The following is a 26,059-nucleotide window of genomic DNA, read 5'->3' on the forward strand; positions in this document are numbered from 1 at the left end:
AAATGTCATTAATTGCTTGTATGTCAAGAATGACCGTGATAATTTAGACTGTACTTAAGTAAAAATACTTGTGCGTTAATTGTTAATTTCAAGAATGTGAAAAATATTGACTTAGGCAGGAATGATGCCCGAATTAAAGCAAAATTTCCCTGTCCCAGATTATTTCTGCTACTAACCTTAATTAGCTTTCCTGGTGTTGCGTCTGCCCAATCTACACCACCGGCAGGGGTGACAATTCCCCCTACTACACCAGAAACTATCGACCAAACTATCCCTAAACCCTCCCCTATTCCCACTGTTCCTACTCCCCCTTCTCCTACCACACCTATTCTTCCTGTGCCTCCTGTGCCAACACCATCGGATGTTACTTCTCCTACTGGTGAAAGCTTTTTAGTGACCAAAATTGAAGTTTTGGGGTCTACAGTCTTAAAAAATGAAATCGCCAAGTTGATTAAACCATTCGAGAACCGTCGAGTTACTTTTGCAGATTTAATTCAACTACGCTCAGATATTACCGAACTTTATATTGAAAACGGCTACATCACCAGTGGCGCATTTTTACCCAACAATCAAAATCTGACTGATGGTGTGGTAAAAATTCAGGTGGTGGAAGGAGAACTAGAGAAAATTGAGATTACTGGGTTAAGAAGTCTTCAATCAGTATACGTGCGATCGCGTCTCGCCAAAGCTACCTCCACGCCATTAAATCGCCAACGCATAGAAGCAGCATTGCAACTATTACAACTAGACCCCGTGATTCAACGGGTAAATGCTGAGTTAACTGCTGGCAGTACTTCTGGTAGTAGTATCTTGCTAGTAAATATCACCGAAGCACCAGCATTTCATAGGGGAGTTTTTACAGCCAATAACCAAACTCCCAGTATTGGTTCGACTCAACTAGGGGTATTTTTGAATCATGATAACTTGCTCGGTTTTGGCGATCGCCTCGCTGCCGAATATACAATTACTGAAGGACTTAACTTGTATGATGTCAGCTATACAATTCCGGTAAACGGCAATAATGACACATTGAGTTTTCGGGTAAATAATGCCAATAGCCACATTATTACAGATGATTTCCGCGATTTGGACATTAGAAGCGAAACTCAAACCTATTCCCTCAGTTATCGTCATCCTCTCTACCGCCAACCCCAAACAGAACTTGCCCTGAGTTTAGGCTTAGATTTACGTCGTTCGCAAACATTTCTCCTCGATAATATCCCTTTTTCTTTTTCTCCTGGTGCGGAGGATGGAGAATCAAAAATTACCGCCATTCGTTTTTCTCAAGATTGGGTAAAACGAGATTCCACAAGTGTTTTAGCAGCTCGCTCCCAATTTAGCCTTGGTATTGGCGCTTTTGATGCTACAGTCAACGACACTGATACGGATGGGCGCTTCTTTTCTTGGTTAGGACAATTTCAATGGGTGCAGTTATTATCTTCACGAACATTAATCCTCACTAGAGTCAATGCCCAACTGACGGGAGATGCTTTATTATCATTAGAAAAATTTAGTATTGGTGGGTTTGATACAGTTCGTGGTTATACTCAAAACAAACTCGTAGCCGACAATGGTTTTACGGCTTCTGTGGAAGTTCGTCTTCCCTTAACTGCTAACTCTAATGCTTTGCAGATAGCACCTTTTTTTGATATTGGTACTGTGTGGAATAATCGCGGTAGTAATCCCCAACCACAGACAATCTCCAGTCTCGGTTTAGGCTTGCTTTGGCAACCAAGTCGAGATTTAAACCTACGTTTAGATTATGGTATTCCCTTAACGAATGTTAACTATAGCGGAAACACACTGCAAGAAAATGGTCTTCACTTTTCACTGCGTTATCAACCATTTTAAGAGAAAATTACGATGAACACTGACCCAATGATGTATCCATAGAACTCTGCAAAAACTGGGGCGACTCACCCAAGTCCTGGACTTCTCCATTTTGTTCTTTCAGCCATCGCTGAATGCGCTTTCTCTGCAATTCGCAAACCTGAACACTAGCTACTGTCAATGCTTGACGTGGAAAAATTTCCCTCAAATCAGCCAGCATCTCCACAGTGACACAAGCTTCTAAACATTCCGCAATGTAAGCCCTTGCATCTAAACACAACCATTCCTGAGTCGCCTCTAGCTTACAGATGTGGAGCTTTGTGGTTTCCATAAGATTTGGTTATGTTGTATACCAGAATTTATCCAATCATTCTACTTCATTAAGCTTCGCGTGTCAGTTGTCAGTTGTTGAAAGGATATGGTCTAATACCCCAGCCCGCAAGTGGTGTGGTTTTTACATATCTTTGCCACTGACTACTGACCACTGACCACTGACAAAACTCTATCCCCCTGTGGGTGGAGTTTTTATCTTCCAGTAGCTTGATAATTCTTCAACAAATATTTCCCTACGCATCCGAAAAATGTGCGATTATAAAGAAAAGCTTAAGAGGTTAGAGACTCATGATCACCACAAAAATAATACGCCAACTATGGGCTGTAATTGAGTCTACTAACGTCAGCACTTTACTTCAATTTGATGATATATCTCTGGTACAATTACTCACCCAGCAATTAAAAGTCAACCAGGGACTCGATGCACAGGTAGATAGTAGCCTGGATAATTACATCACATCTAAACTGCCCCTAATTCGAGACACTGCTGAAGGCAGATTATCTTTAGGACAGGAAAATCTTTAACACAAAAATTCACGCATAGCACATCATCATGAATCACTGGCTAGGTATTGCCCTTGTAGCTTATCTAATTGGAGCGGCGATTGAAGGGGTAAGTACAGCTGGTCAGCTAGCTCACTCATTGCCAGAACTAACCAAAGATAGGCAAGACGAGTCATCAAAATCTACTCATACATTTAAGGATAACTGGCGCGTTTTTGTTGCCATTGCCTCTGTAACTCTTTGTGGAGCCTGTATTTGGCCTTGCCGTTTGTTTCACCGTTTAGTGAAAGGGAACGTTTCATCTGAAGACTTGTAAACTATGAACCAATCAGCAAAGCTGAAATACGCGTAGGCAATGCCCACCAAAGCCATGATACGGTTGGCATTGCCCATTTTACATATCCCTTATAATTTTTCTCTTTCTGTTAAAGCGGCGCGTGCGTGTTCTCGGTCGTCAAAGTGGATTTTTTCTGTACCGAGAATTTGGTAGTCTTCATGACCTTTCCCCGCCAGTAGTACCCCATCACCGGGTTGAGCTTGTAAGATTGCGGTACGAATAGCGATCGCCCGATCGCCTATAACTGTCGGTTGTACCGTGTCGGGAATCCCCGCCAGAATATCATCTAGAATCTTTTCTGGGTCTTCAGTCCGGGGGTTATCGGAAGTCACAAAGGCTAAATCTGCTAGTTCAGCCGCAATTTTACCCATTTTGGGGCGCTTGGTGCGATCGCGATCGCCTCCGCAGCCAAACACGCAAATCATTCTCCCAGGAATAAACGGTCTAGCTGCTTTGAGTAAGTTTTCTAAACTATCTGGGGTATGGGCGTAATCGACAATCACGCTAATATCTTGGTCAGGATTAATCTGCACCCGTTCCATCCGTCCGGGGACACCAGGAAACTCTGGTATAGCATTGGCGATTAGTTGTAAGTCTAAGCCCAAGTGTAAAACCGCACCGACAGATGCCAAAAGATTTTCTAAATTGTATTGACCAACCAAGGGTGAACGGAAACTCACATCACCCTCTGGTGTATGGATTGTTCCTGTTACACCATTAGGCTCATAACTCAAGTCACTCATCCACAAATCAGCACTACTATCATTAACGCTGTAACTCCAGACCTTTTCGGGACTCAATGCCTTGATTAATCTTTGACCATAGGTATCATCAGCGTTGATAATTGCCCGTCCTTTCAGGTAATCAGGACTAAATAACAGGGCTTTTGCGGCGAAATAATCTTCCATATCGCTGTGATAGTCCAGGTGGTCTTGGGTGAGATTGCTAAATACTCCCACCTCAAAGGGACAACCAAGTACCCGCCCCTGTGCTAAAGCATGGGAACTGACTTCCATGACTCCAAATTCACAACCAGCGTTGACAGCTTGTGCTAGCTGCTGTTGTAGTTCTACTGCAAAGGGGGTGGTGTGGGTGGCTGTTTGCTCAAAACCAGGCCAACGAGTGTAGAGAGTCCCCATCAAGGCGGTAGATAATTGAGCTTTGGTTAAGAAAAATTCAATTAGGTGAGTGGTGGTAGTTTTACCATTAGTACCAGTTACACCCACCAGCTTGAGTTTCTGCCCAGGATAACCATAAAAAGCTGCAGCGATCGCGGCACAAGCTTTAGTCATGTTGTTAGAGCTAATGACAACAGCCTCATCACTGGGAGGATTTTTTTCCACAGCTTGAGGAGAGACGATCGCCGCGATCGCTCCTGAGGCGATCGCACTAGGCCAAAATTCTCCGCCATCTACCCGCGTTCCTGGCATTCCAATAAACAAATCACCTGCACCGCAAGCATGGGAGTTGGTCTTGATACCTTTAACTTCCGTATCTGCCAAAACCGGAGGTAAATTTTCAACACTGTCTACTGTCGCTAGTAATTCCCGCAATTTCATGTTGTGAACCTCGACACACGCCTTTCTTGCGCCTATTCTGCATTATTTTTTTCCGGATTGGCTAAATACTTGCTCAACATTTGTGCCAATTGCTGAACGCTAGCGCGGGGAGAAGGGCGGGGTAAAGCTTGCTCTTTCTCGTCTCCAGGCGTTATTAAACACAGAACCGGAATCTCATATTGATAGGCAGCAAACCAGTTTTCATCAGTTGTAATGTCACGGATTTCTAACTCAAAACTCAGATTTTGGATCTGTTCTAGTTTTTCCTGCAAACCTTCACATAAATGACAACCGGGCTTACTGTATAAAATTAATCGCATTTACTGAATACTACAAATCACTGAGAACTGCTATTGTAAAGAATACATGATAAATCTATAATCTTTGCAATACAAATTGGTCATTTTTATTAACAAAAGTAGTAGTTAGTAACTTTGTCATTCATAATTTGTTGTGTTTACGTGGCTTTTGTGTAAAAAACATATATGTAAGTAATATTGTGAAAATCTTCATCTTTTTGTAGATGGGGGTTTGGTAATAGGTAATTGGTAACAGGTCTATTACCAATTACCACAGCGCCAGGGTGGCTTTTCTCCCTACCAATGATGAGTTAGGCTTTCCCTCTACTTCCAGAAAGTAATTATTTTTTCCTCCCTCTGATTTTTATTGGTTGTGCTTAACTCATGAATGACTCTCTGCATAAGGATTTGTCCGTTTATCAGCTGGCTTTAGGAGTGGAAGCGCCTTCTCAAACAGTGACTCTCAGTCCGGCGACCTTGCTATCACTGGTGAGAGCGCAAATAGACTTACTGATTGAGCAGCAACTCAGTGCAACTTTATGGATTAAGCTGCCACCAGGAAAAGTTTGGTCTACAGAAATAGTCCGTTATCAGTCATCGGTGGATAACTCTGGTCGTATTTACAATTGCCAAGTTGGAGAAAGTAAATCAGAGGTGGGAGAAGAAAATTTAACATCTTTATCTTGTTCGTATGAGCATTATTTTGATGTGCCATTACTACCAAATAATCACTTACAACGAGAATATTTTTTGGTAGTCTTATCGACAAAGTTTTGCAGTTTAATAGCAGCTTATCGCCCACGTCAAAATCACAAAATTGGCCCCTTGGGTAAGACACAAAATAATAAAAGTCAACCGCTATTAACGATTACTTCGCTTGAACATCAAGTTATTCAGCGTGTGTTAGATGGGATAAAACAAGAGGTTACCTCTGAATTAAAGCCCATAGCACCAAGCGATTTTATCTGCTCCACTGCTTGCGAGCCAGCCCTCATCAGCCAAATGCTCACCAAGCAACTCCAACGACAAAACGAAATTAATCGTCGCATCAGTGTTGAACGCATTGCTAAATTGCAGCAGCACAATCAAAAATTACAAACAAAAGAGCAATTGAAAGATGAATATTTAACTAATGTGTGTCAAGAACTGCGTACACCCCTGACGCAAATGAAAACTGCGCTTTCACTGTTGAATTCCCCCACCCTGAAACCACACCAAAGACAGAGGTATTTGCAGATGTTAAATACCCAGTGCGATCGCCAAAGTGTTTTGATTGCCGGTCTCATGACTTTGGTAGAACTAGAGCATAATTTGGAAACAACAACTTTAGAACTCGTCAAACTTGCAGATATTGTCCCTGGAGTCGTCAGCACTTACCAACCAGTAGCCCAAGAAAAAGGCATCATGCTAGGCTATACCATCCCTACAGACTTGCCAAGCGTTTTATGTGTCAATGGTGGCTTGCGACAAATAGTCATTAATCTGCTACACAACAGCCTCAAGTTTACAGCCAATGGTGGTCGAGTGTGGGTGAGAGCTAGAGTCCAAGGCGAATACGTCATACTAGAAATTCGTGACACAGGTATCGGTATTGCTGAAAGCGAAATTCCCAAAATATTCGACTGCTTTTATCGTGTGCGATCGGGACTAATTGATGAGACGAATGGCGCAGGTTTAGGACTCACAATTGTCCAGAGATTGTTATGGCATTGTGGTGGTTCTGTTAATGTGAGAAGCAAGGTTGATGAAGGTACTATGGTAATAGTGCAAATGAAGATAGGAAGCACCTCGCCAACTTAGATCCGGAAAACGGGGTGAAGCGATCGCCTGTTGGTTGACAACTGCACTTGTAGAGCGACAAATAATTTGTCGTTCTACAATTGTCGATTGCCAAATTATATGACCACTTGACAAGTTAATGTCATTCAAAATATTATCCTCAAAACCCTTGCCAAGCAAGGGTTTTGTTATTTTAGGCTCAAAATACCCAGAAACTTATTGCCAAAATAGCTGTCCTCTTTTGAAAAGTTGACGAAATATCTGTCCTTGCTTGAAAAGGGACTTGAGGGAAGATTTTTACAGAAATTGACAAAATAAATGTCCTCCAAGTAGTACAATACAACTACGTTTTTATTGAACATTTATGTAAATATGCTGGATGATCCTGATAAGGGCAATCAAGAGCCAGAAACGCATGAGATAGTGACTGAGCTATCACTAGATGAGCAGCATTTGCTGGAAATGATTCAGAAACTAATAGAACCGTGCGATCGTATCACCTATGGAGAAAGACAAAGGGAAGTTGCAGGAAAACTAGGCAAGTCTGTACGGACAGTAAGGCGATTGGTGAAAAAATGGGAACAGGAGGGTTTAACTGCACTTCAAACTGCGACAAGAACTGATAAAGGAACACATCGAATAGATTCGGATTGGCAGGACTTCATTATCAAGACATATAAGGAAAATAATAAAGATGGAAAACGAATGTCTCCCAAACAAGTGGCGCTCAGAGTTCAAACAAAGGCTGAGGAATTAGGTCAACAAAAATATCCCAGTTATAGAACTGTGTATCGAGTTTTACAACCTATCATCGAACAGAAAGAACAAAAAGAGGGTATTAGACATCGGGGTTGGCATGGTTCTCGATTATCAGTTAAAACTCGCGATGGCAAAGACTTATTTGTGGAACACAGCAATCATGTTTGGCAGTGTGATCACACTCGTGTAGACCTATTACTGGTAGATCAGCACGGTGAACTTTTGAGTCGTCCTTGGTTAACAATAGTTGTAGATACTTACTCCCGTTGCATTATGGGGATAAATTTGGGTTTTGATGCCCCAAGTTCCCAGGTAATAGCATTGGCACTGCGTCATGCAATTTTGCCTAAGCGATATGGATCAGAATATGGACTCCATGAAGAATGGGGAACCTATGGTAAACCAGAACATTTTTATACTGATGGCGGTAAAGATTTTCGCTCCAACCATTTGCAACAGATAGGTGTGCAGTTGGGGTTTGTTTGTCATTTACGCGATCGCCCCAGTGAAGGTGGTATTGTTGAGCGTCCTTTTGGAACTTTTAACACTGATTTATTTTCAACCTTGCCAGGATACACAGGTTCAAATGTACAGGAACGCCCTGAGCAAGCTGAGAAAGAAGCTTGTATTACTTTGAGGGAATTAGAACGTCTGCTAGTACGTTACATCGTGGATAAATACAACCAAAGTATTGATGCTCGATTAGGCGACCAAACTCGTTATCAACGTTGGGAAGCAGGATTAATTGTTGCGCCTAATTTAATTTCAGAAGAAGAATTACGTATCTGCCTGATGAAGCAAACTCGACGCTCAATTTACAGGGGTGGGTATGTGCAATTTGAAAATCTGACTTATCGGGGAGAAAATTTGGCAGGTTATGCAGGTGAAAATGTTGTACTGCGTTATGACCCCAAAGATATCACCACTTTGTTGGTTTACCGCCAGAAAGGTAATCAAGAAGAATTTCTAGCTCGTGCTTATGCTCAAGATTTGGAGACAGAGGAATTGTCTGTGGATGAAGCAAAAGCTATGAGTCGCCGGATTCGGCAAGCAGGTAAGGCTATTAGCAATCGTTCTATTTTGGCAGAGGTGCGCGATCGCGAAACCTTCGTGAACCAAAAGAAAACCAAAAAGGAACGCCAAAAGGCAGAACAGACCATAGTTCAAAAGGCTAAAAAACCTGTGCCTGTTGAACCAGAGGAAGAAATTGAAGTGGCATCTGTTGACAGTGAACCAGAATACCAGATGCCGGAAGTCTTTGATTACGAACAAATGCGTGAAGATTACGGGTGGTAGAAAATGACTTCAAAACAGGCTCAAGCTGTTGCCCAACAATTGGGAGATATTCCGGTAAATGACGAAAAAATACAAGCGGAAATTCAACGATTGAACCGGAAGAGTTTTATTCCCTTGGAACAAGTACAAATGCTTCATGATTGGTTAGATGGAAAGCGACAATCACGGCAGTCTGGTCGAGTGGTGGGGGAGTCAAGAACAGGCAAAACTATGGGTTGTGATGCCTACAGATTACGCCATAAACCAAAGCAAGAACCAGGACGACCTCCAACTGTTCCTGTTGCTTATATTCAAATCCCGCAAGAATGCGGTGCAAAGGAATTGTTTGGAGTCCTCCTTGAACATTTGAAGTATCAAATGACAAAGGGAACAGTAGCCGAAATCAGGGACAGAACGCTACGAGTTCTTAAGGGGTGTGGAGTGGAAATGCTTATTATTGATGAGGCTGACCGCTTGAAACCCAAAACTTTTGCTGAGGTGCCGGACATTTTTGACAAATTAGAAATAGCAGTGATTTTGGTAGGAACTGACCGCTTAGATGCAGTAATTAAGCGGGACGAACAAGTTTACAACCGTTTTCGGGCTTGTCATCGATTTGGTAAGTTTTCTGGGGATGAATTTAAGAAGATAGTAGACATTTGGGAAAAGAAGGTTTTGCAGTTGCCAGTTGCTTCCAATCTTTCCAGTAAGACTATGCTGAAGACTTTAGGTGAGACAACGGGGGGTTATATTGGTTTGCTCGACATGATTCTGAGAGAATCTGCTATCCGGGCATTGAAGAAAGGATTACGGAAGGTGGATTTGGCAACCCTGAAGGAAGTGACAGAAGAGTACAAATAATGGAAGTTCCACAGATTCAACCTTGGCTGTTTCAAATAGAACCGTTAGAGGGAGAAAGTTTGAGTCACTTTTTAGGACGTTTTCGACGGGCAAATGATTTAACACCTACTGGTTTAGGTAAAGCTGCTGGACTTGGAGGTGCGATCGCTCGTTGGGAAAAGTTTCGATTTAATCCCCCACCGTCTCGCCAGCAGTTGGAGGCTTTGGCTAATGTTGTCGGGGTTGATGCCGATAGGTTAGCGCAAATGTTACCATCTGCTGGGGTGGGGATGAAAATGGAGCCAATTCGGTTATGTGCTGCTTGTTATGCCGAGTCGCCATGTCACAAGATTGAATGGCAATTTAAGGTAACGCGAGGGTGCGCGAGGCACAAAATAACTTTATTGTCAGAATGTCCTAACTGCAAGGCAAGATTTAAGGTTCCAGCATTATGGGTGGATGGTTGGTGTAATCGTTGCTTTTTACGGTTTGAGGAGATGGCTAAGTATCAGAAAGGGTTGTAGCTCTAATTGATCATGAACTTGAATTACTTCAGATGACTAACTCATAGAATATTCACCATATATCAGAAATTAATCCTTTACGATATCTCATTAGAGGTACTATAAAGGAAAGCTTTCCGTGATATTATAATTAGGTAGTACAAGTGTTCTAAAATAGCATAAATGTATAGATTGCTGAATTAGAGTTTGTAGGGGGAGGTGAGAAATTTGATGCTTGAGCAAGTTAGGAAATGTAAATACTGTGGCAGAGAAATGATGAACGTTTCTCACTCATCATGGTCAGAGAATCCCTATTGTGACCATTGCTTCGATCAAAGAATATCAGAAGCATCCAAAAAAATGCCTCCTCAAAAATGGCATCTGGATGGTAACTATATTGTATTTACGCCAAAGTAGCAAAAGTCTTTTCTAAGTGAGTTTCTGCATCAGAAAAAGTCAGACTTTCCCTACAGTATTGTAATTTTTTCCTTCTAGTACCTTGATTGTCTGTAAAAACATTTACATTCCACAAATCGTGTAGATTTTTGACCAGTTCAACTCCTAGATATGGTTTTCCCTTGCCTTGACTAGCTATCCACAAAATATCCCCATTGCTAGAAATTTGAGTGTTCCAATCCAAAGGGATTTCTATTTTACCTAGTGCATCTGCAAGTTCAATTGCAGATTTATACCGTTTTTTAGGGTCAACATTTAAAGCTTTTCTGATAACTTTTCTTAAACTTTGAGTAACGTGAGGCAGAAAATAATTCTGGTCTGGCAGTTTTCCTCTTTGGATTGCATCCTGGAGAATTATAAAATCAAGTTGAGAATTAATAGGAATCTTCTGGCTATTAAAAATTTGATCACCATTAATAGCCCGATACAAAGTAACTCCCATTAAATAAATATCTGACTCAACTGTTGCTGTAGCATTCGGAGGAAAACTTTCAGGAGGTAGAGTATGAAAGTACATTTGAGGCGAATGGACTATTCCATTTTGATCGAGTGAATCTGATTGCCCAAAATCGGCAATCATTGGTTGATCTGTGTTAGAAAAGAAAATATTAGACGGTTTTATATCTAGATGTAAATAATTTTTAATATGAATATGATGAAGCCCATTTAGTACACCTTGAGCCATTCTAATTACTTCTGTTAGTGATAATGGATTTTGTTGAATACGATCCGCTAATGAGCCTTTTGAGAAATACGGCATTACTAAAGTAATAGTATTCGGGGTTTCACAGGCATAATTAATAGGAACAACATTAGGGTTTTGAGATGCAAATATTATTTTCGCCTCTTGAAAATATGTTTGACTAGAGTGAAATCTTCGTTTATCAACTTCTTTAGCAACTAAAAGTCCACCAAGTTGCTCTTCATCAATCAAAAAAACTTGTGAGTTACATCCCTGCCCTACACCTATCTGCTGTATTTTTTTGTATGTCAAAGTCCCTATAACTTGCATTTAATCCTCCAATTGGGTAACAGCAGCTAAAATAGCCTCTTGTTGATTTTGGTTCATATCTGACCAATCAATACCTCTAAATTCATCATGAGATAAATATTTCTTAGCAGATTGAGAATTTATTCCAGAAGAAATTGTTTTAAAAGCACCTAATATACAATCGATTCTTTTTTCTCCTAAAACTTCAAGAATTACACCTTCAATCCTGGCTCTTTTCAATAAAGAATCTTTGTTAGCTCTTGGAAAAGAACTAGGCTCAGGAAGGCGAATTGCACCAAATTGTGGCTGATATTGTTCAATTATAGTCAACAAACGATCTCGATACCAGACAAGTTGCTGAGACTCTTTTTCATAAGATTTAGGCGGAGTCATTTTATCATTAACAATGAGTATAGGTTCTTTTTTCGTTCCCTTAACCACAGCATAATTAACAGTTTGAGTTTCAGCTCTAAAACCAATTGCTTTTACCATAGATTCTATTTCACTTAACTTTATTTTTAATTAAGTTAATTTCTTTTACATATTTTGATAAATTTGTAATTTTTGCTCTTTCTCTTGCCAATCCGGTAAATAAGCAGACATAAGGCACTTAAATAATTTACCGTGATTCGGAACACTGAGATGCACAAGTTCATGAACAATGACAAACTCGCCTAGTTCGGTGGGTAAGTTTAGCAACCCAGTGTTTAAGGTTAAGCGTCCTGTATGAGATATAGATGCCCATTTTCTTTTCATTGGACGCAGTTGAACTTGCTTGACTGTAACTTGAATGCGATCGCACCATTCGCGCACGGCATTTTTCAGTTCTTGTGCATCTTTCCAGTTTGGCTTGTCGCAGGTAGGGGTAATCATTAACCTCGTTTTAAGTTCCGCAGATTTTCAATGATTCCAATGCTTGGTCAAACAAGTTAGTGATGAGGTTAGGAGTAAATATATTAGCTTGAGTAAGCTTGACTTAGCAACATAAAAAGTTTATCAACAACTGCTGTCACTTGATCCAATTCATCGATCTCAGCAAAAATGGCGAAGGTGACTTCTTTCCGCAACTCTCTCAATTCTGCCTCACTGATGCGCCAATTGGGATACTCTATAAAAGCTTGTTTAATTTGATTGCTTACTGCTTCAGGATTATCAATACCTGCATCCTGTAGGGTTTGAAAGACAAAAAACGTTAAGCTGTCAAAACCACGTTTAGCCTGTTCTTTCTTGCGCTGCTCATTTTCACCAATTTCTTTAACCAACGTATCTAAGGCTTCTTGGGTATCGGACTGGCGATTTTCAAACTTTTCTTGGACAATTTTGGCACGTTCCGCCATTGCAATGAGAAAAGGGTCATCGGGATTTTCTTCGGCAGTTTTTTCGATGCTTTTGATGAGGTTGATGACTTTGGTGGTTTCACCTCCTTGCTTGTCTTTGATGACTTCGAGGGTTTGAGCATTGATTTCTACAAAATCTGTTACAGTTGCGATCGCTGTTGTGCCAATATGTTTTTGTACGAGTTCATCAGTTTTGCGCTGCAACGCTTTATCGACGTAAACCCTTTTGCTGTAAGCTTTGCGGATTACTTCATAAATAGAGGAAAGGGTGGCGTAATCGTCCATGTAGGGACGTAGGAAAGCATCAGGGGAAATAACTTCATAGAGCATTTCTAGTTCTTTATAGGCTTTAGAAAATGCTTTTCTGCGTTCTTGTTCTCGAAAATGCTCAATAATATCATCTACATCTTTATCGTTAAAATTGTTCTGAATCAAGCTCAAATAAGTTGAGGCTTGCTGCTCCATTTTATTTTTGAATAAAGTTTTGAGCAGTTTCAAATCTTTGATAATAGCGTTGATTTCATCGCTGTCAAAGGCAAGTGCTTTTTCTAGTTTGTTGAAAATGCCTACAAAATCCAGCACAAAACCATGCGGTTTCACCATCTCTTGAGCTTCGCTTTCGTAGGGACGATTCACACGAGCGATCGCCTGTAACAAGGTATGATCTCGCATGGGCTTATCGAGATACATGGCATAAAGCAGGGGAGCATCAAATCCTGTCAACAGTTTCTCGGTAACAATCAGGATTTTGGGGTATTCTCCAAATTTGGCGAAGTTTTTACGGATTTGTTTTTCTGTCTTGTCGTCGAGGTGGTAGGTTTTGAGTTCTTGAGTATCGTTATTGTTTCCGGTATAGACAACTGCGGAGTATTCAGGAGGTAAATATTTATCTAAAGCTTGTTTATATTTAGCACAGGCAGGACGGTCAACAGCGACTAAAAAAGCTTTATAACCTAGTGGTTCTACGTTTTGAGTGTAATGCTTGGCAACATATTTTGCTACCTGATCTACTCTTTGATTACCTTTGAGGAAGTTTTTTAAATTAACGGCACGATCTAAAATTTTATTTAATTCGGCAATATCGCTAATCCCCTCAGTTTCTGCCAAGTTGAGAAACTCCTTTTCCATGAGTTCCTTTGGCACAATTATCTTGCTGGGAGCAATATTGTAGTAAAGGGGTAGTGTTGTTCCGTCTTCAATACTTTCTGCAATGGAATATTTATGCAGATACCCCTTTTTATCGTCTGTGCCGAAGGTTTTAAATGTGCCTTTACCGTAGCTAGTTTTATCTACAGGTGTACCAGTAAATCCGATAAAAGTGGCATTAGGGAGTCCTGCCATTAAGAAAGTTCCTAAATCTCCTCCGGTGGTGCGGTGTGCCTCATCAATCAGAATATAAATATTTTTTCTTAGATTAATATTGGCAGGCATATCGCGGAATTTGTGGATCATGGTGACGATAATGCCACGATAATCATCTTTTAGTAGTTGATTAAGGGTGGTAATGCGATCAGCGTGTTGAACGTTATTCAGTCCTAAGTTAATTAGGTTTCTGAGCATTTGGTCTTCTAGCTCGTTGCGGTCAATCATCAGCAGAATTGTCGGTTTATCGCTCTGTGGGGCTTTAAAGAGCATTTCCGCCGTCTTAATCATTGTGAAAGTCTTACCACTGCCTTGGGTATGCCAGACAAGTCCTTTGCTGTGTTCAGGATCGTGACAGCGTTCAATTACCTTTTCAACTGCGGTGGTTTGGTGTTGACGCAGAATAAATTTTTGCAGAGTTTCTTCTTTCTCTGCAAAGAGAATATAATTTTGCAGGAATTGGAGAATATAGTTAGGTTGACAAAAACTCTTAATTTTTGCTTCTAGTTGACCGATTTGTTCTGCTTTCCAGTTAAAAATGTTGCGCCTGACAATATTCCACGTCACCCCATACGAAAAGCCAATGGCTTCAGTGGCGGTAAAAATCATCTGGGGAACGAATAACTCTGGTGTTTCGGTGTGGTAGCGACGAATTTGATCAACACCTAATGCGATCGCTTCATCTTTAGTAGCGTTTTTGCATTCGATGACGAGGATAGGAATACCGTTGATTAAAAAGACTACATCTTCCCGTGTACCGTACTTGCCGTTATGAATGTAGTATTCTTCCGTTACTTCGTAGGAGTTTTCGGTGGTGTCATCGTAGTTGATGAGTTTTAGATCGAGTTCCCGATTTTCAGGGGCATAAAAATATTTGCCTTGGTTGCGGAGATAAGTTAGGAAGTCTCTATTTCCGTAGATGTCGGCAGGTAGGTTACTCAGTAGCGCAATAAGTACGCCTTGAGCTTCGGTATACTTGGGGTTAAACTGGCGGACTTTTTGATAGAGGGTATCGTCAAAAAACAGGGATGCTTGTTGTGCCTTCTCTTGAATGTTACCACTGTGATTATTAAAACCCCGTCTGGTTTCCGCTTCTTCACGAGATACAAATGTCCAGCCAATTTCTTGAGCGTAAGTAATTATCCTGCTTTGAACAGTTTTCTGTTCCCCTGGTTTTGGCATAAGTTGGGATAGAAGTATAATTTATTTTCGAGTCGTGCGGTAAGTTTGATGAGGGTCATTGGGTTTTTCTGGATTTGTATATTCAAGCAAACCCTCATCAATTAAAGGTTTTAAATGTTTATGTAGCAGATATTTTCGTTCTCGGTTTAATAAAGAGGCTAATTCACTAGAGGAGTAAGGTTGTATCTCACATAATTCAAGGATGATATTTTTAATTTCCTCATGCTTTGTTCGACTACCAATCTTCCCTATTTTTTCTTGTAAAGATGCTTTTCTCGTATCAGGAAATAATTCAAGAGTAAGTTGTTCAGGTATAAAATTGCTACTGTCTTGACTAAGGGTTGAGGACTGTCTTGATAAGGTTTCCCCCTCTACTGTACTACTGTCTTGACTAGGAGTTGAGGACTGTCTTGATAAGGTTTCCCCCTCTACTGTACTACTGTCTTGACTAGGAGTTGAGGACTGTCTTGATAAGGTTTCCCCCTCTGCTGTACTACTGTCTTGATTAAATTTATCTACTTGGGATTGTTCTTTAGACTGAAACTCAGGGTTAAGAGTATAATAAGTTGCTGAACTTTTTCCGTGTGATGCAATTAAACCAATATCCCTCAATCTTTTTAAGTTTTGACTAGCCTTTAGGGTATCTACACCATTGATTAAACGAGAAATGGCATTATTAATTGTTCCTTTTTCTCTCAAAACAACTAATATTTTTGCTTCTTCATCAGTCAGATTATGGATTCTGAATTGTGATAACCATTGTAGGGCTTCTGTATCAAAAAGATTATGAGAAAAAAGAGTAACATTAAATTTATCTAAGTTACGATTAGATTCAAAAGATGGTAAGCTCAAATTAGCTTCTAGCATAGCTTCCAACATGACTCGAATACCTGATCCTTTAGTTTCAGCGAATCCTGTTTCATGAAGCACTGCGGCGATCGCTTCATTACGAATCACAGAACCAGGTTCGCCTAAAGTTTCTCGGCTAAGATTTTTCAGGGAATAACCAGGATTGCGGATTTCTAGACGGTTAGAATACTTAATAATCTGGATAGGACTACGTTGGCTATAGTCTCGGTGCATGACAGCATTAACTATTGCCTCTCTAATAACTTTACGAGGAATGAGAGGAATTTCACTGCGTTGAACACTATCCTCAGCTAGTCCAAATCTTGTAGGTAAGTCATTGAGAACATTTGTTACCAGTCTAGGAATAGCCAACAGTAGTGGTTCACGGATTTCAAGAGTCTGATATCTATCTTGATAGTCAGTGATCCATTCTGTACCTTCAATTAAAATATAATCTACACGATGCAGAGGACAATAACGCCGTAGAGCGATCGCATTGCCAAACAAGATTAATCCAGCAATTGTTGGACAGTAGTGATTTTGATGTTTAACGATGACATTTAAAGAATACAGTAAATCTTGATCTGAATAGTTCAATTCAGGAGCATTAGGTTTAATTTTCGCTCGTGCTTGTCTATAGGCGTTAATAGCTTGGGGTTCTAAATCTTCTAGGGTTGCTTCTAAAATTGGAGTTGTATCGTAGCTAGAAAAACTATTTTCTTGATAAAGACGTTTGATATCTACATCAGTACAACGTTGATCTGTGGAAGAAATACGCCTATATGCTCCCTTTGGCAGTCCTGTACTCACAATATATACAGGCTTTTCTGTGGGTTGAGCTTCAGAAATATATGCAATTAAGACAGTTTTGCCTTCTTTAGTAGCTAACTGGATTTGGGGACGAATAATAATATTAAATTTTTGGCTGCAATGGCTGGTTAAATCTCTCTGGATCTTATCAGGATCTTCAAGCCCTTCTATTTCATACTGATTGCTATCACTATCTTCCGGTGCTTTGATTCCCAAAATCAAATATCCGCCTCTTAATCCAGGTTCGTTAGCAAATGCACTGATTGTAGTTAAGCAACTTTTACCAACTTCTGAGCCTTTTTTGGCTTCGATTTCTACACTTTCGTCTTGGGTGGTAAGGAGTTCCCAAAGTTCATCAAAGGTCAGCATCTTTATTCATCTCCTCCCTATGATACGAGGTTGAGGGCAGAAAGATTAAGGTCATCAACTCGTATTTGGGCAGTCATGAGTTGGTGAAGAAGGATGCGAAATAGGTCTTTTGATGTAGATAGGTTTTGATACGCTGTATTTATTCTTTTATCACATAGATCAAGAGCATAACTAATTTCATTTTGCTCTAATAATGAAGGTCTTATTAAAAGAGTTGAGCCTAACTGCGCTCTATTAATTTTAGGAATACCAGTTCTATCTTGAAAAGATATTGCTTGATTTCTAAAAATATCAGACAAAAGAAAATGAAATAAAAAATTACGATTAAAACACCCATTTTTTGAGCGGATAGGATACATATCAGCACTACAAGTTCCTTCAAAGTCAGGTAATGCGACCTTATTTAAATAAGGTCGGATTTTTGAATAAAGAATATCATCATTATTAAAATAATAGTTGCCACTTGAAATATTCAATTCTTGATTTGTTTGCAGGCATAATAGCCTTCCACTATTAGATTCTATATTTTCAGAGCCAACATGAAGCATTTCGCTATAAGGTTTTTCTTTAGGATTAACCTGACCACTTGTGACACTGATAGCATCAGCAAATCTAATAACCTCCCAACTTTTAGGAATAAAGCCTATTTCCGTCATCTTTTGAGGTTCACCACGAGTTCCCTCGGTGAATAATTTCTGCATTAGGACTTTTTTCAGTTCGGTAGTGAGGGAGATAATTTGCTCCTGTTGTGTGATCGCATCCTGCACCAGTGACAAAATCCATGCAATTTTTCGCTGTTCTTCCAGAGGAGGAATTAAAACATTTAATGTCTTAATTGTATTTGTTGATAAATTAGCTTGTTTCATCCCCTTTGCCGTTAAATACAAAGGGGTTAAAAATATTCTGGATCGTAGAAAGTAAAAAATGTAGTCATGATTAATATCTGCTGAAATAACATCAATTCTTGCTACACGTTGATTTAGCAGTAAATTTTTATCAGTTCTATTTATTTTGACTGTAAAACCATAATCTTCTTTTTCGCTAGTCCCAGTTAATGATATTATTAAGTCTCCCTCTTTTAGAAGATACTTAGAATATTTCTGGGCGTAATAGTCAGGATAAAAAACAGGACTGCGCTCTAGGTCAAGTTTATTTTGATATAGGTTTCCCATCCTTATTAGTTGAGTGTTGGAAGAATCTACAGCGTCGGTAGATTTGAAAGCATATCCATTAAAAATACTTAAGATATTTTCAAATTTAACTATTTTCCAACTTTCAGGAACGAAACCAAAATCTCTATTTTTATAAGACTCATCTGTTTTATTACTTATTTTAAATTCATGAAGATGTTCATCAATTGTGGGAGTTTTTCTTTTCATCATTGATATCTCCCTAAAACTTTCATTAATAATTTATTCGTTTCCGCAGCTTCCTTCTCTAAAACCTCTAACTCCTCCAAAATCTCCGCAATGGGTCTGAAATCCTCCTCTTCTGTTATATGAATATAACGAGATGGCGAAATATTATAATCATTATGGGCAATCTTATCCTTATAGACAATGAGGCTGAATTTCTCCTCCTCCCGCCAAGTTAAAAACGTGTTGGCAATGCGCTCAATTTCCTCATCAGGAATATAATTTTTCGGATCGCCTTTAGCAAATACCAAACTTGCATTGATGAAAAATAGCTTACCTTGTCGTTCTTTCGGTTTAGCTCTATTCAAAAATAAAAGAATACCTGGGGCAGAAGTGTTATAGAACAGATTTTGTGGTAGATAAATCACCCCTTCAATCAAATCCTGTTCTACAAACCACTTCCTAACTTCCTTCTCCTTATTCTTATTAGCATTCCCTGAACCCCGTGACGCTGCACCTGTATCTAAAACGATCGCTGCCTTTCCCGTTTTATCTAAGGATGCCAAAATATGTTGTACCCAACCCCAATCAGCTGATGAACCTGGATAACCTGCTCCTTTGGGGAAACGTCCTAACTCATCACCGTCATAATCTTTCTCTGTGAACCATTTCTGATTCCACATGGGATTAGCCACCACTCGCTCAAACTGAGCTAATTTCCCTGCTTGCATGAATTTCGGATGGCGAAAGGTATCCCCAATTTCGATTTTTCCCTCCATATCATGGATAATCATGTTCATGTTTGCCATTGCCCAAGTATTCGGAGTGTATTCCTGTCCATACAGTTGCAACGGTGCAAACTTTTCCGTTGCACCTTGTGATTCTTGCAATACCAACTGACACTTAATCAACAAACCTGCCGAACCACAACAGGGATCATAAATCGTCATCCCTGGTTCTGGTTGCATAATCTTCGCCATGATTAGCCCTACTTCCTTCGGGGTGTAAAATTCTCCTGCTGACTGTCCTGAACCTTCAGCAAACTTGCGAATCAAATACTCATAACTGCGCCCAATGATATCTGGCTCTACATCCTTTAACCCTAGACGCTTCTCCGAGATTTTTTCAATCAGGTTCGAGAGGCGATCATCATCAAGGTCACGCTGTCCATGAGTTGTGGCATTAAAATCAACTCGATTAATAATCCCATTCAACAAAGGATTCGCCTTAGCAATTTCTCGCAAATAGTCTGTTAACTTCTCCCCAATCTTGTCTGAAAGCTTGCGAATCACTGACCAAACCGGATCATCAGGATTCTGTGGTTGCAGTGGCAAATAAAACCGCACTAAATTATGATCCATTGCCACTAACTTAAACGCCTTGGCACGAGAACCTACCTTCTCAGCAATCCGATTTAGTTCATCATCGAATACATCACAGAGTCGTTTAGTAAAAATCAACGGCAGAATAAAATCCTTATACTTCGCTGCTTCCTGCGCTCCGCGAATACTACAAGCAGCATCCCATATCCAATTTTCTAGGGATTTGTCCCCATTACCATTACGTTCACCCATCTATGTTTACGTAGCTCCTTTAAGCTTTTAATTTTTGTTGTAGTTGCTGATAAATCTCATCCAACCACACCGGAATTACAGGTTTGCCTTCATCTAAAGATGCGATCGCTTTTGTTCTGTCAAACTCCATAAGCTCAAGCGATATCTTTGGCGCACCTAACGGCGATCGCTCCTGTGCTTCTGACAACAACATAAAGCGTCTACCTGTACCCGAACTAAACAACTCTGGCTCTTGGTCTTTCAGTGTTTTCAAAGTTTCGCAAGCAATATCAAAACTCAAACCTACAGACAGCCAATATACCATAGCTGCCAATTCTACTAAATTGGTTTTTGAGTAATAAATACTACGTCCTGTCCCCGTATCACTAATAACAGGAACAACCACCCCTTTTTCCCGCCAATACTGGAGTTGACGGAGTGTACAACCTGTAATTTTAGAAGCTTCCTTACTTGTAAAAAATGTCTCCTGCATAGATTTCCATTTTACAGAAGACTCGTTTAATACAAATATGTTAGTATTGAACAAAATTGTTTTAAGGGTATGAGCCAAATCACTATTCAGTGTCGTCTTGTAGCTTCTGAGCCATCACGTCATCAACTATGGAAGTTGATGGTAGATTTAAATACGCCACTGATTAATGAATTATTGGTTCAGGTAGCCCAACACCCTGAATTTGAAACTTGGCGACAAAAGGGCAAACACCCAGCCAAAATTGTCAAAGAATTATGCGAGCCTTTGAGAACTGATCCTCGCTTCATCGGTCAACCTGGACGTTTTTACACAAGTGCGATCGCCACAGTAAATTACATCTACAAATCTTGGTTTGCATTGATGAAGCGATCGCAATCCCAACTAGAAGGTAAAATGCGCTGGTGGGAAATGCTTAAAAGCGATGCCGAATTAGTAGAAGTTAGTGGAGTTACTTTAGAGAGTCTTCGTACTAAAGCTGCTGAAATACTGTCTCAATTTGCTCCCCAGCCAGATACAGTTGAAGCACAACCAGCGAAAGGAAAGAAACGTAAGAAAACCAAAAAATCAGATGGCGATTGCGCGGAGCGCACGCTACGCGAACGTAGTATTTCTGATTATTTGTTTGAAGCTTACCGCGACACAGAAGAAATATTGACACGTTGTGCAATTAACTATTTACTGAAAAATGGTTGCAAAATCAGCAATAAAGAGGAAAATGCTGAAAAATTCGCTAAACGCCGCCGCAAACTGGAGATTCAAATTGAACGCCTAAGAGAAAAACTAGAGGCACGAATCCCCAAAGGTCGAGACTTAACGGATGCCAAATGGTTAGAAACTCTTTTGCTGGCCACTCTTAATGTTCCTGAAAATGAAGCGGAGGCGAAATCTTGGCAAGACAGTCTGCTAAAAAAATCTATCACAGTACCTTTCCCAGTCGCTTATGAAACCAACGAAGACATGACTTGGTTTAAAAACGAAAGGGGACGTATCTGTGTAAAATTTAGCGGACTGAGTGAGCATACTTTTCAAGTCTATTGCGATTCTCGCCAACTCCAATGGTTTCAACGTTTTTTAGAAGACCAGCAAATCAAACGGAACAGTAAAAACCAACACTCTAGCAGCCTATTCACTCTCCGTAGTGGACGTATTGCATGGCAAGAGGGGGAAGGTAAAAGTGAACCTTGGAAAGTTAACCGCTTAATCCTTTACTGTTCTGTAGATACTCGCCTGTGGACGGCTGAAGGAACAAACCTAGTCCGAGAAGAAAAAGCAGAAGAAATTGCTAAAGCTATCGCCCAAACAAAAGCCAAAGGCAAACTCAACGATAAACAACAAGCTCATATAAAACGGAAAAACTCTTCTCTAGCCAGAATTAATAACCTCTTTCCCCGCCCCAGCAAGCCCTTATATAAAGGTCAATCTCATATTCTTGTTGGTGTTAGCCTTGGTTTAGAGAAACCTACAACACTAGCAGTGGTTGATGGCTCTATAGGTAAAGTGCTTACTTACCGCAATATTAAACAACTACTAGGCGATAATTACAGACTTTTAAATAGACAACGACAACAAAAACACACCTTATCCCATCAACGCCAAGTAGCTCAAATCCTGGCTTCACCGAATCAACTTGGGGAATCAGAGTTGGGACAGTATGTAGACAGATTACTAGCTAAAGAAATTGTAGCGATCACCCAAACATATAAAGCTGGCTCTATTGTCCTGCCTAAATTGGGCGATATGCGAGAACAGGTGCAAAGTGAGATTCAAGCTAAAGCCGAACAGAAATCAGACTTAATAGAAGTTCAACAAAAATATTCCAAACAGTACCGAGTTAGCGTCCATCAGTGGAGCTATGGTCGATTGATTGCAAGTATTCGCTCGTCAGCAGCTAAAGTTGGAATTGTGATTGAGGAATCGAAACAACCGATTCGAGGTAGTCCACAGGAGAAAGCGAGAGAATTAGCGATCGCTGCTTATAATTCTCGCCGAAGAACCTGATTGACAAAAAGCAGAACCTTGAAAATAGAATAGATATAACTAATAGCGCCGCAGTTCATGCTTTGTTCAAAGCCTCTGTACTGTGTAAATGTGGGTTAGTTTGACTGTTGGAAAACAGTCTTGCTTTCTGACCCTGGTAGCTGCCCACCTTGATGCTGCTGTCCCTTGAGGACAGGAATAAGGTGCGCCCCCAGTAATAGAGGTGCGGGTTTACCGCAGTGGTGGCTACCGAATCACCTCCGATCAAGGAGGAACCCACCTTAATTATTTATTTTTGGCAAACCACAAGCGAGGTCAATTTTCCAGGGAGGTTTGCCAAAAGTCCAAATCCCTTGTCTAGTCTGCGTTTTATTTATTGGTATGTTTCGATGATTCGCCTTGAAGGGTGAAGTCGAGAGCAGATTTAGACACCTTTGCCAAAATCACTTTTGGAAGTGTCTCTAGATAAGGGTTTGGTCGGGCGGAGTTTCAACACCCCTCCCGAAGTGGGGCGGGTTGAAAGGACAAAGGTAAAAAGACTTGGAGTTTGGAGGAACTTGTTTCAACACCCCTCCCGAAGTGGGGCGGGTTGAAAGTTCTCCTCCCTCCAGCGTCGCACCACAGGAATACTCAGTTTCAACACCCCTTCCGAAGTGGGGCGGGTTGAAAGACCTTCATGCAAGGATATAAAAAATTTTAGGTGGGTTGAAAGGCGCACTTCGTTCGGGATTTTCCCTGACCGAAACAGTACCAATAAATCAAAGCTATTATAATAACAGCTTCTAATGCCAATACACCTTGATGACTAAGTAATTTGGCAACGCGGACAACAACTTGGCAATACGGACAACAATTTGTCAACGCAGACAAAGAATTTGGCAATCGACAACAATAATCGGGATGACTGGATTCGAACCAGCGGCCCCTTCGTCCCGAACGAAGTGCGCTACCAAGCTGCGCTACATCCCGTTAAAAAATTTATACGCCTTTTTTAGCATAACATAAATAATAGTCAATACAGAAAAGACATCTACATCTATATATATAGATGAATCGGAACGGGATTTGCTTGCTAGGATTAGATTTGTATAACATTCAGTGGTAAAAGCGGATTGTGACTGTAAAACCAGACTGGTTGCGGGTAAAAGCGCCTCAATGGGAGCGCGTTGGTAACGTTAAAGAAATTTTGCGGGATTTAGCGCTAAATACAGTTTGTGAGGAAGCGTCATGTCCGAACATTGGTGAATGCTTCCAAGCTGGTACAGCCACATTTTTGATTATGGGGCCAGCCTGCACCCGTGCTTGTCCTTATTGCGATATTGATTTTGAGAAAAAACCCAAAGCTCTCGACCCCACAGAACCCACACGATTAGCTGAAGCTGTGCGGCGGATGAGACTAAATCATGTAGTCATCACTTCCGTAAACCGAGATGATTTACCAGATGGTGGTGCATCGCAGTTTGTTAAGTGTATAGCAGAGGTGCGCGCGGTTTCGCCTCAAACCACAATTGAGGTGCTAATCCCTGATTTGTGCGGTAACTGGGAGGCGTTAAAGATAATTCTTCAAGCATCACCAGAGGTATTAAACCATAATACAGAAACAATTCCTCGCCTTTATCGACGAGTCAGACCCCAAGGCAACTACGATCGCACCCTAGAATTATTGCAGCGATCGCGTCAAATTGCTCCCTGGCTCTACACAAAATCCGGTATCATGGTCGGCTTAGGCGAAACTGATGCCGAAGTTCGCCAAGTTATGCAAGACCTACGCGCTGTAGATTGCGATATCCTCACAATCGGGCAATATCTCCAACCCAGTCAAAAGCACTTGCAAGTTAACGATTTTGTTACTCCAGAACAATTTGCTGCTTGGCAAGCCTATGGTGAAGAAATCGGATTTCTACAAGTTGTATCCTCACCTTTGACGAGAAGTTCTTACCACGCCGAACAAGTACGACAATTAATGGAGCGTTACCCCCGGAACAAATAGAAACCTAATCAATCGTGTCTCTAAAATTTTGAATTTTGAATTTTTGAACCGGTGCAAGAAACTACCATATTAATTTTAGGTGCAGGTGCTTGGGGTGCATCTCTAGCAAACTTAGCACTAGCCAACGGCCATAGGGTGCGTGTATGGTCACGGCGAGGAACTGAAACACTAGCAGCACTCTTAGAAGATGTTGATATAATTCTCTCGGCGATTTCCATGAAAGGAGTGAGAGAAGTTGCTTCCCAAATTCAATCTCTCACTCCTTCACCAGAAACTATTTTTGTCACGGCTACCAAAGGTTTAGAACCAGAGACTATTTATACGCCATCCCAAATTTGGCAATCATGCTTCCCCAATCATCCAGTAGTTGTCCTCTCTGGGCCAAATTTATCTAAAGAAATTGACCAATCCCTACCAGCAGCCACGGTAGTAGCTAGTCGTATAGCTACTGCCGCCGCTACAGTGCAGCTGGCATTTTCTTCATCTCGTTTTCGCGTCTATACAAATCCTGACCCCATAGGTGTGGAATTGGGGGGTACACTCAAGAATGTAATTGCGATCGCATCTGGTGTATGTGACGGTCTACATTTAGGAACTAATGCCAAAGCCGCTTTAGTCACGCGCGGACTCACAGAAATGGTTCGCATTGGCAATTGTTGGGGTGCAAAGACGGAAACATTTTATGGTTTATCTGGTCTAGGGGATCTGTTAGCTACCTGTAACAGTCCCTTAAGTCGCAATTACCAAGTTGGTTATCAATTAGCCGGTGGTCAAACACTGGCACAAATTCTAGCAAAATTACCAGGAACCGCCGAAGGAGTAAACACTTGTCAGGTATTAGTCCAACTAGCTAGGCAACAAAATATAGTTATCCCTATTACCGAGCAAGTCTACCGATTACTACAAGGCGAAGTTACACCACAGCAAGCCCTTGATGAACTCATGCTCCGAGACATTAAGCCGGAATATAACTGATTGTTAATTGGTTAATAGTCAACCGACAACCGACAACCAACAACTGACAACTGACAACTGACAACAAGTCCCCAATTTAACTCACTACTACTCATCATCCCCATTACTCCTTACCATACTGAGTCCTAAAAAATCCTGAGAAAAAAATTAGAAAATCGTCAGGAAATTACTTATGTATCCCTGTAGATGTGACTATGCCGATAATAAACATAATTTTTACTGAAATATGTTTATACAACATACTCAAGTCTCAGCTAATAACCAACAAGGTGAAAATGCTGACTAGGTAATTCGGAATTTAAAATCTAATCGTAAATTTGAATAGCTATTGGTTCAATCAGA

At 40.6% G+C, this 26,059-nt stretch carries 21 protein-coding genes and 1 tRNA gene; 10 read left to right on the forward strand and 12 right to left on the reverse strand.

Annotation, left to right across the window (positions count from 1 at the left end):
- Positions 1–96 precede the first annotated feature (96 nt).
- On the forward strand, positions 97–1,851 hold the full coding sequence (locus GSQ19_RS10975) for a ShlB/FhaC/HecB family hemolysin secretion/activation protein (protein ID WP_011317990.1): 1,755 nt from the start codon (positions 97–99) through the stop codon (positions 1,849–1,851).
- 7 nt (positions 1,852–1,858) lie between these two features.
- Here GSQ19_RS10975 and GSQ19_RS10980 read toward each other — a convergent pair whose 3' ends face one another.
- Positions 1,859–2,161 carry a hypothetical protein gene (locus tag GSQ19_RS10980; protein WP_011317991.1) on the reverse strand — a complete coding sequence of 101 codons (303 nt, stop codon included), beginning with the start codon at positions 2,159–2,161 and terminating at the stop codon, positions 1,859–1,861.
- A gap of 290 nt (positions 2,162–2,451) precedes the next feature.
- Between GSQ19_RS10980 and GSQ19_RS10985 the strand changes: the two genes are divergently transcribed.
- Entirely contained in the window at positions 2,452–2,688 is a 237-nt protein-coding gene (locus GSQ19_RS10985; RefSeq protein WP_011317992.1) for a hypothetical protein, read from the forward strand.
- 28 nt (positions 2,689–2,716) lie between these two features.
- Complete coding sequence (locus tag GSQ19_RS10990; RefSeq protein ID WP_011317993.1) at positions 2,717–2,983, forward strand: hypothetical protein; 267 nt, start codon at positions 2,717–2,719, stop codon at positions 2,981–2,983.
- An 89-nt stretch (positions 2,984–3,072) separates the two neighbouring features.
- On the opposite strand, the gene GSQ19_RS10995 is transcribed toward GSQ19_RS10990, so the two are convergent.
- Entirely contained in the window at positions 3,073–4,563 is a 1,491-nt protein-coding gene (locus GSQ19_RS10995) for a UDP-N-acetylmuramoyl-L-alanyl-D-glutamate--2,6-diaminopimelate ligase (protein WP_011317994.1), read from the reverse strand.
- Between the two features lie 32 nt (positions 4,564–4,595).
- Positions 4,596–4,883, reverse strand: a complete 288-nt coding sequence (locus GSQ19_RS11000) for a glutaredoxin family protein (protein WP_011317995.1) — start codon at positions 4,881–4,883, stop codon at positions 4,596–4,598.
- A gap of 363 nt (positions 4,884–5,246) precedes the next feature.
- Between GSQ19_RS11000 and GSQ19_RS11005 the strand changes: the two genes are divergently transcribed.
- The 4 genes from GSQ19_RS11005 (at position 5,247) to GSQ19_RS11020 (ending at position 10,039) form a co-directional block, all read left to right on the forward strand.
- Positions 5,247–6,662, forward strand: a complete 1,416-nt coding sequence (locus GSQ19_RS11005; protein ID WP_011317996.1) for a DICT sensory domain-containing protein — start codon at positions 5,247–5,249, stop codon at positions 6,660–6,662.
- A 351-nt stretch (positions 6,663–7,013) separates the two neighbouring features.
- Entirely contained in the window at positions 7,014–8,696 is a 1,683-nt protein-coding gene (locus GSQ19_RS11010; protein WP_011317997.1) for a Mu transposase C-terminal domain-containing protein, read from the forward strand.
- Between the two features lie 3 nt (positions 8,697–8,699).
- Entirely contained in the window at positions 8,700–9,536 is an 837-nt protein-coding gene (locus GSQ19_RS11015; RefSeq protein ID WP_011317998.1) for a TniB family NTP-binding protein, read from the forward strand.
- Complete coding sequence (locus tag GSQ19_RS11020) at positions 9,536–10,039, forward strand: TniQ family protein (protein WP_011317999.1); 504 nt, start codon at positions 9,536–9,538, stop codon at positions 10,037–10,039. Before GSQ19_RS11015 ends, GSQ19_RS11020 begins: the two co-directional genes overlap by 1 nt.
- A 382-nt stretch (positions 10,040–10,421) precedes the next feature.
- Here the strand turns inward: GSQ19_RS11020 and GSQ19_RS11025 are convergent, their stop codons facing one another.
- From GSQ19_RS11025 to GSQ19_RS11060, 8 genes are all read right to left on the reverse strand, one after another.
- Entirely contained in the window at positions 10,422–11,486 is a 1,065-nt protein-coding gene (locus tag GSQ19_RS11025; RefSeq protein ID WP_011318000.1) for a serine/threonine-protein kinase, read from the reverse strand.
- A complete protein-coding gene (locus GSQ19_RS11030) occupies positions 11,487–11,957 on the reverse strand; it encodes a hypothetical protein (protein WP_011318001.1) in 471 nt (156 codons plus the stop codon).
- Positions 11,958–12,002: 45 nt separating this feature from the next.
- Positions 12,003–12,338: a M48 metallopeptidase family protein gene (locus GSQ19_RS11035; protein ID WP_011318002.1), complete on the reverse strand. Its 336-nt coding sequence runs from the start codon at positions 12,336–12,338 to the stop codon at positions 12,003–12,005.
- Positions 12,339–12,421: 83 nt separating this feature from the next.
- Positions 12,422–15,346, reverse strand: coding sequence for a type I restriction endonuclease subunit R (locus GSQ19_RS11040; RefSeq protein WP_011318003.1), 2,925 nt, complete (start codon positions 15,344–15,346; stop codon positions 12,422–12,424).
- Between the two features lie 21 nt (positions 15,347–15,367).
- A complete protein-coding gene (locus GSQ19_RS11045; protein WP_159368350.1) occupies positions 15,368–17,374 on the reverse strand; it encodes an ATP-binding protein in 2,007 nt (668 codons plus the stop codon).
- Between the two features lie 17 nt (positions 17,375–17,391).
- On the reverse strand, positions 17,392–18,756 hold the full coding sequence (locus GSQ19_RS11050) for a restriction endonuclease subunit S (RefSeq protein WP_011318005.1): 1,365 nt from the start codon (positions 18,754–18,756) through the stop codon (positions 17,392–17,394).
- On the reverse strand, positions 18,753–20,303 hold the full coding sequence (locus tag GSQ19_RS11055; protein WP_011318006.1) for a type I restriction-modification system subunit M: 1,551 nt from the start codon (positions 20,301–20,303) through the stop codon (positions 18,753–18,755). The genes GSQ19_RS11050 and GSQ19_RS11055 overlap by 4 nt, the downstream gene beginning before the upstream one ends.
- A 19-nt stretch (positions 20,304–20,322) precedes the next feature.
- Positions 20,323–20,775, reverse strand: coding sequence for a MerR family transcriptional regulator (locus tag GSQ19_RS11060; RefSeq protein WP_011318007.1), 453 nt, complete (start codon positions 20,773–20,775; stop codon positions 20,323–20,325).
- A gap of 69 nt (positions 20,776–20,844) precedes the next feature.
- Here GSQ19_RS11060 and cas12k point away from each other — a divergent pair, with 69 nt between their 5' ends.
- Complete coding sequence (gene cas12k / locus GSQ19_RS11065; protein ID WP_011318008.1) at positions 20,845–22,773, forward strand: type V CRISPR-associated protein Cas12k; 1,929 nt, start codon at positions 20,845–20,847, stop codon at positions 22,771–22,773.
- An 874-nt stretch (positions 22,774–23,647) separates the two neighbouring features.
- On the opposite strand, the gene GSQ19_RS11070 is transcribed toward cas12k, so the two are convergent.
- Positions 23,648–23,721, reverse strand: a tRNA-Pro gene (locus tag GSQ19_RS11070).
- Positions 23,722–23,866: 145 nt separating this feature from the next.
- On the opposite strand from GSQ19_RS11070, the gene lipA reads away from it, so the two are divergent.
- Positions 23,867–24,742 (forward strand): lipoyl synthase, encoded by an 876-nt coding sequence (lipA, locus tag GSQ19_RS11075; protein ID WP_011318009.1) that lies wholly within the window; start codon positions 23,867–23,869, stop codon positions 24,740–24,742.
- A 51-nt stretch (positions 24,743–24,793) separates the two neighbouring features.
- Positions 24,794–25,717, forward strand: a complete 924-nt coding sequence (locus GSQ19_RS11080; protein WP_011318010.1) for an NAD(P)H-dependent glycerol-3-phosphate dehydrogenase — start codon at positions 24,794–24,796, stop codon at positions 25,715–25,717.
- Positions 25,718–26,059 lie beyond the last annotated feature (342 nt).

It is taken from the genome of Trichormus variabilis 0441, from assembly GCF_009856605.1.
Classification (GTDB): domain Bacteria; phylum Cyanobacteriota; class Cyanobacteriia; order Cyanobacteriales; family Nostocaceae; genus Trichormus; species Trichormus variabilis.

What these genes read in the sequence shown, in the direction of transcription:
- GSQ19_RS10980 (WP_011317991.1), bottom strand. Translation starts at nt 2,161, where the DNA reads ATGGAAACCACAAAGCTCCACATCTGTAAGCTAGAGGCGACTCAGGAA.
- GSQ19_RS10985 (WP_011317992.1), top strand. Translation starts at nt 2,452, where the DNA reads ATGATCACCACAAAAATAATACGCCAACTATGGGCTGTAATTGAGTCT.
- GSQ19_RS10990 (WP_011317993.1), top strand. Translation starts at nt 2,717, where the DNA reads ATGAATCACTGGCTAGGTATTGCCCTTGTAGCTTATCTAATTGGAGCG.
- GSQ19_RS10995 (WP_011317994.1), bottom strand. Translation starts at nt 4,563, where the DNA reads ATGAAATTGCGGGAATTACTAGCGACAGTAGACAGTGTTGAAAATTTA.
- GSQ19_RS11000 (WP_011317995.1), bottom strand. Translation starts at nt 4,883, where the DNA reads ATGCGATTAATTTTATACAGTAAGCCCGGTTGTCATTTATGTGAAGGT.
- GSQ19_RS11005 (WP_011317996.1), top strand. Translation starts at nt 5,247, where the DNA reads ATGAATGACTCTCTGCATAAGGATTTGTCCGTTTATCAGCTGGCTTTA.
- GSQ19_RS11010 (WP_011317997.1), top strand. Translation starts at nt 7,014, where the DNA reads ATGCTGGATGATCCTGATAAGGGCAATCAAGAGCCAGAAACGCATGAG.
- GSQ19_RS11015 (WP_011317998.1), top strand. Translation starts at nt 8,700, where the DNA reads ATGACTTCAAAACAGGCTCAAGCTGTTGCCCAACAATTGGGAGATATT.
- GSQ19_RS11020 (WP_011317999.1), top strand. Translation starts at nt 9,536, where the DNA reads ATGGAAGTTCCACAGATTCAACCTTGGCTGTTTCAAATAGAACCGTTA.
- GSQ19_RS11025 (WP_011318000.1), bottom strand. Translation starts at nt 11,486, where the DNA reads ATGCAAGTTATAGGGACTTTGACATACAAAAAAATACAGCAGATAGGT.
- GSQ19_RS11030 (WP_011318001.1), bottom strand. Translation starts at nt 11,957, where the DNA reads ATGGTAAAAGCAATTGGTTTTAGAGCTGAAACTCAAACTGTTAATTAT.
- GSQ19_RS11035 (WP_011318002.1), bottom strand. Translation starts at nt 12,338, where the DNA reads ATGATTACCCCTACCTGCGACAAGCCAAACTGGAAAGATGCACAAGAA.
- GSQ19_RS11040 (WP_011318003.1), bottom strand. Translation starts at nt 15,346, where the DNA reads ATGCCAAAACCAGGGGAACAGAAAACTGTTCAAAGCAGGATAATTACT.
- GSQ19_RS11045 (WP_159368350.1), bottom strand. Translation starts at nt 17,374, where the DNA reads ATGCTGACCTTTGATGAACTTTGGGAACTCCTTACCACCCAAGACGAA.
- GSQ19_RS11050 (WP_011318005.1), bottom strand. Translation starts at nt 18,756, where the DNA reads ATGATGAAAAGAAAAACTCCCACAATTGATGAACATCTTCATGAATTT.
- GSQ19_RS11055 (WP_011318006.1), bottom strand. Translation starts at nt 20,303, where the DNA reads ATGGGTGAACGTAATGGTAATGGGGACAAATCCCTAGAAAATTGGATA.
- GSQ19_RS11060 (WP_011318007.1), bottom strand. Translation starts at nt 20,775, where the DNA reads ATGCAGGAGACATTTTTTACAAGTAAGGAAGCTTCTAAAATTACAGGT.
- cas12k (WP_011318008.1), top strand. Translation starts at nt 20,845, where the DNA reads ATGAGCCAAATCACTATTCAGTGTCGTCTTGTAGCTTCTGAGCCATCA.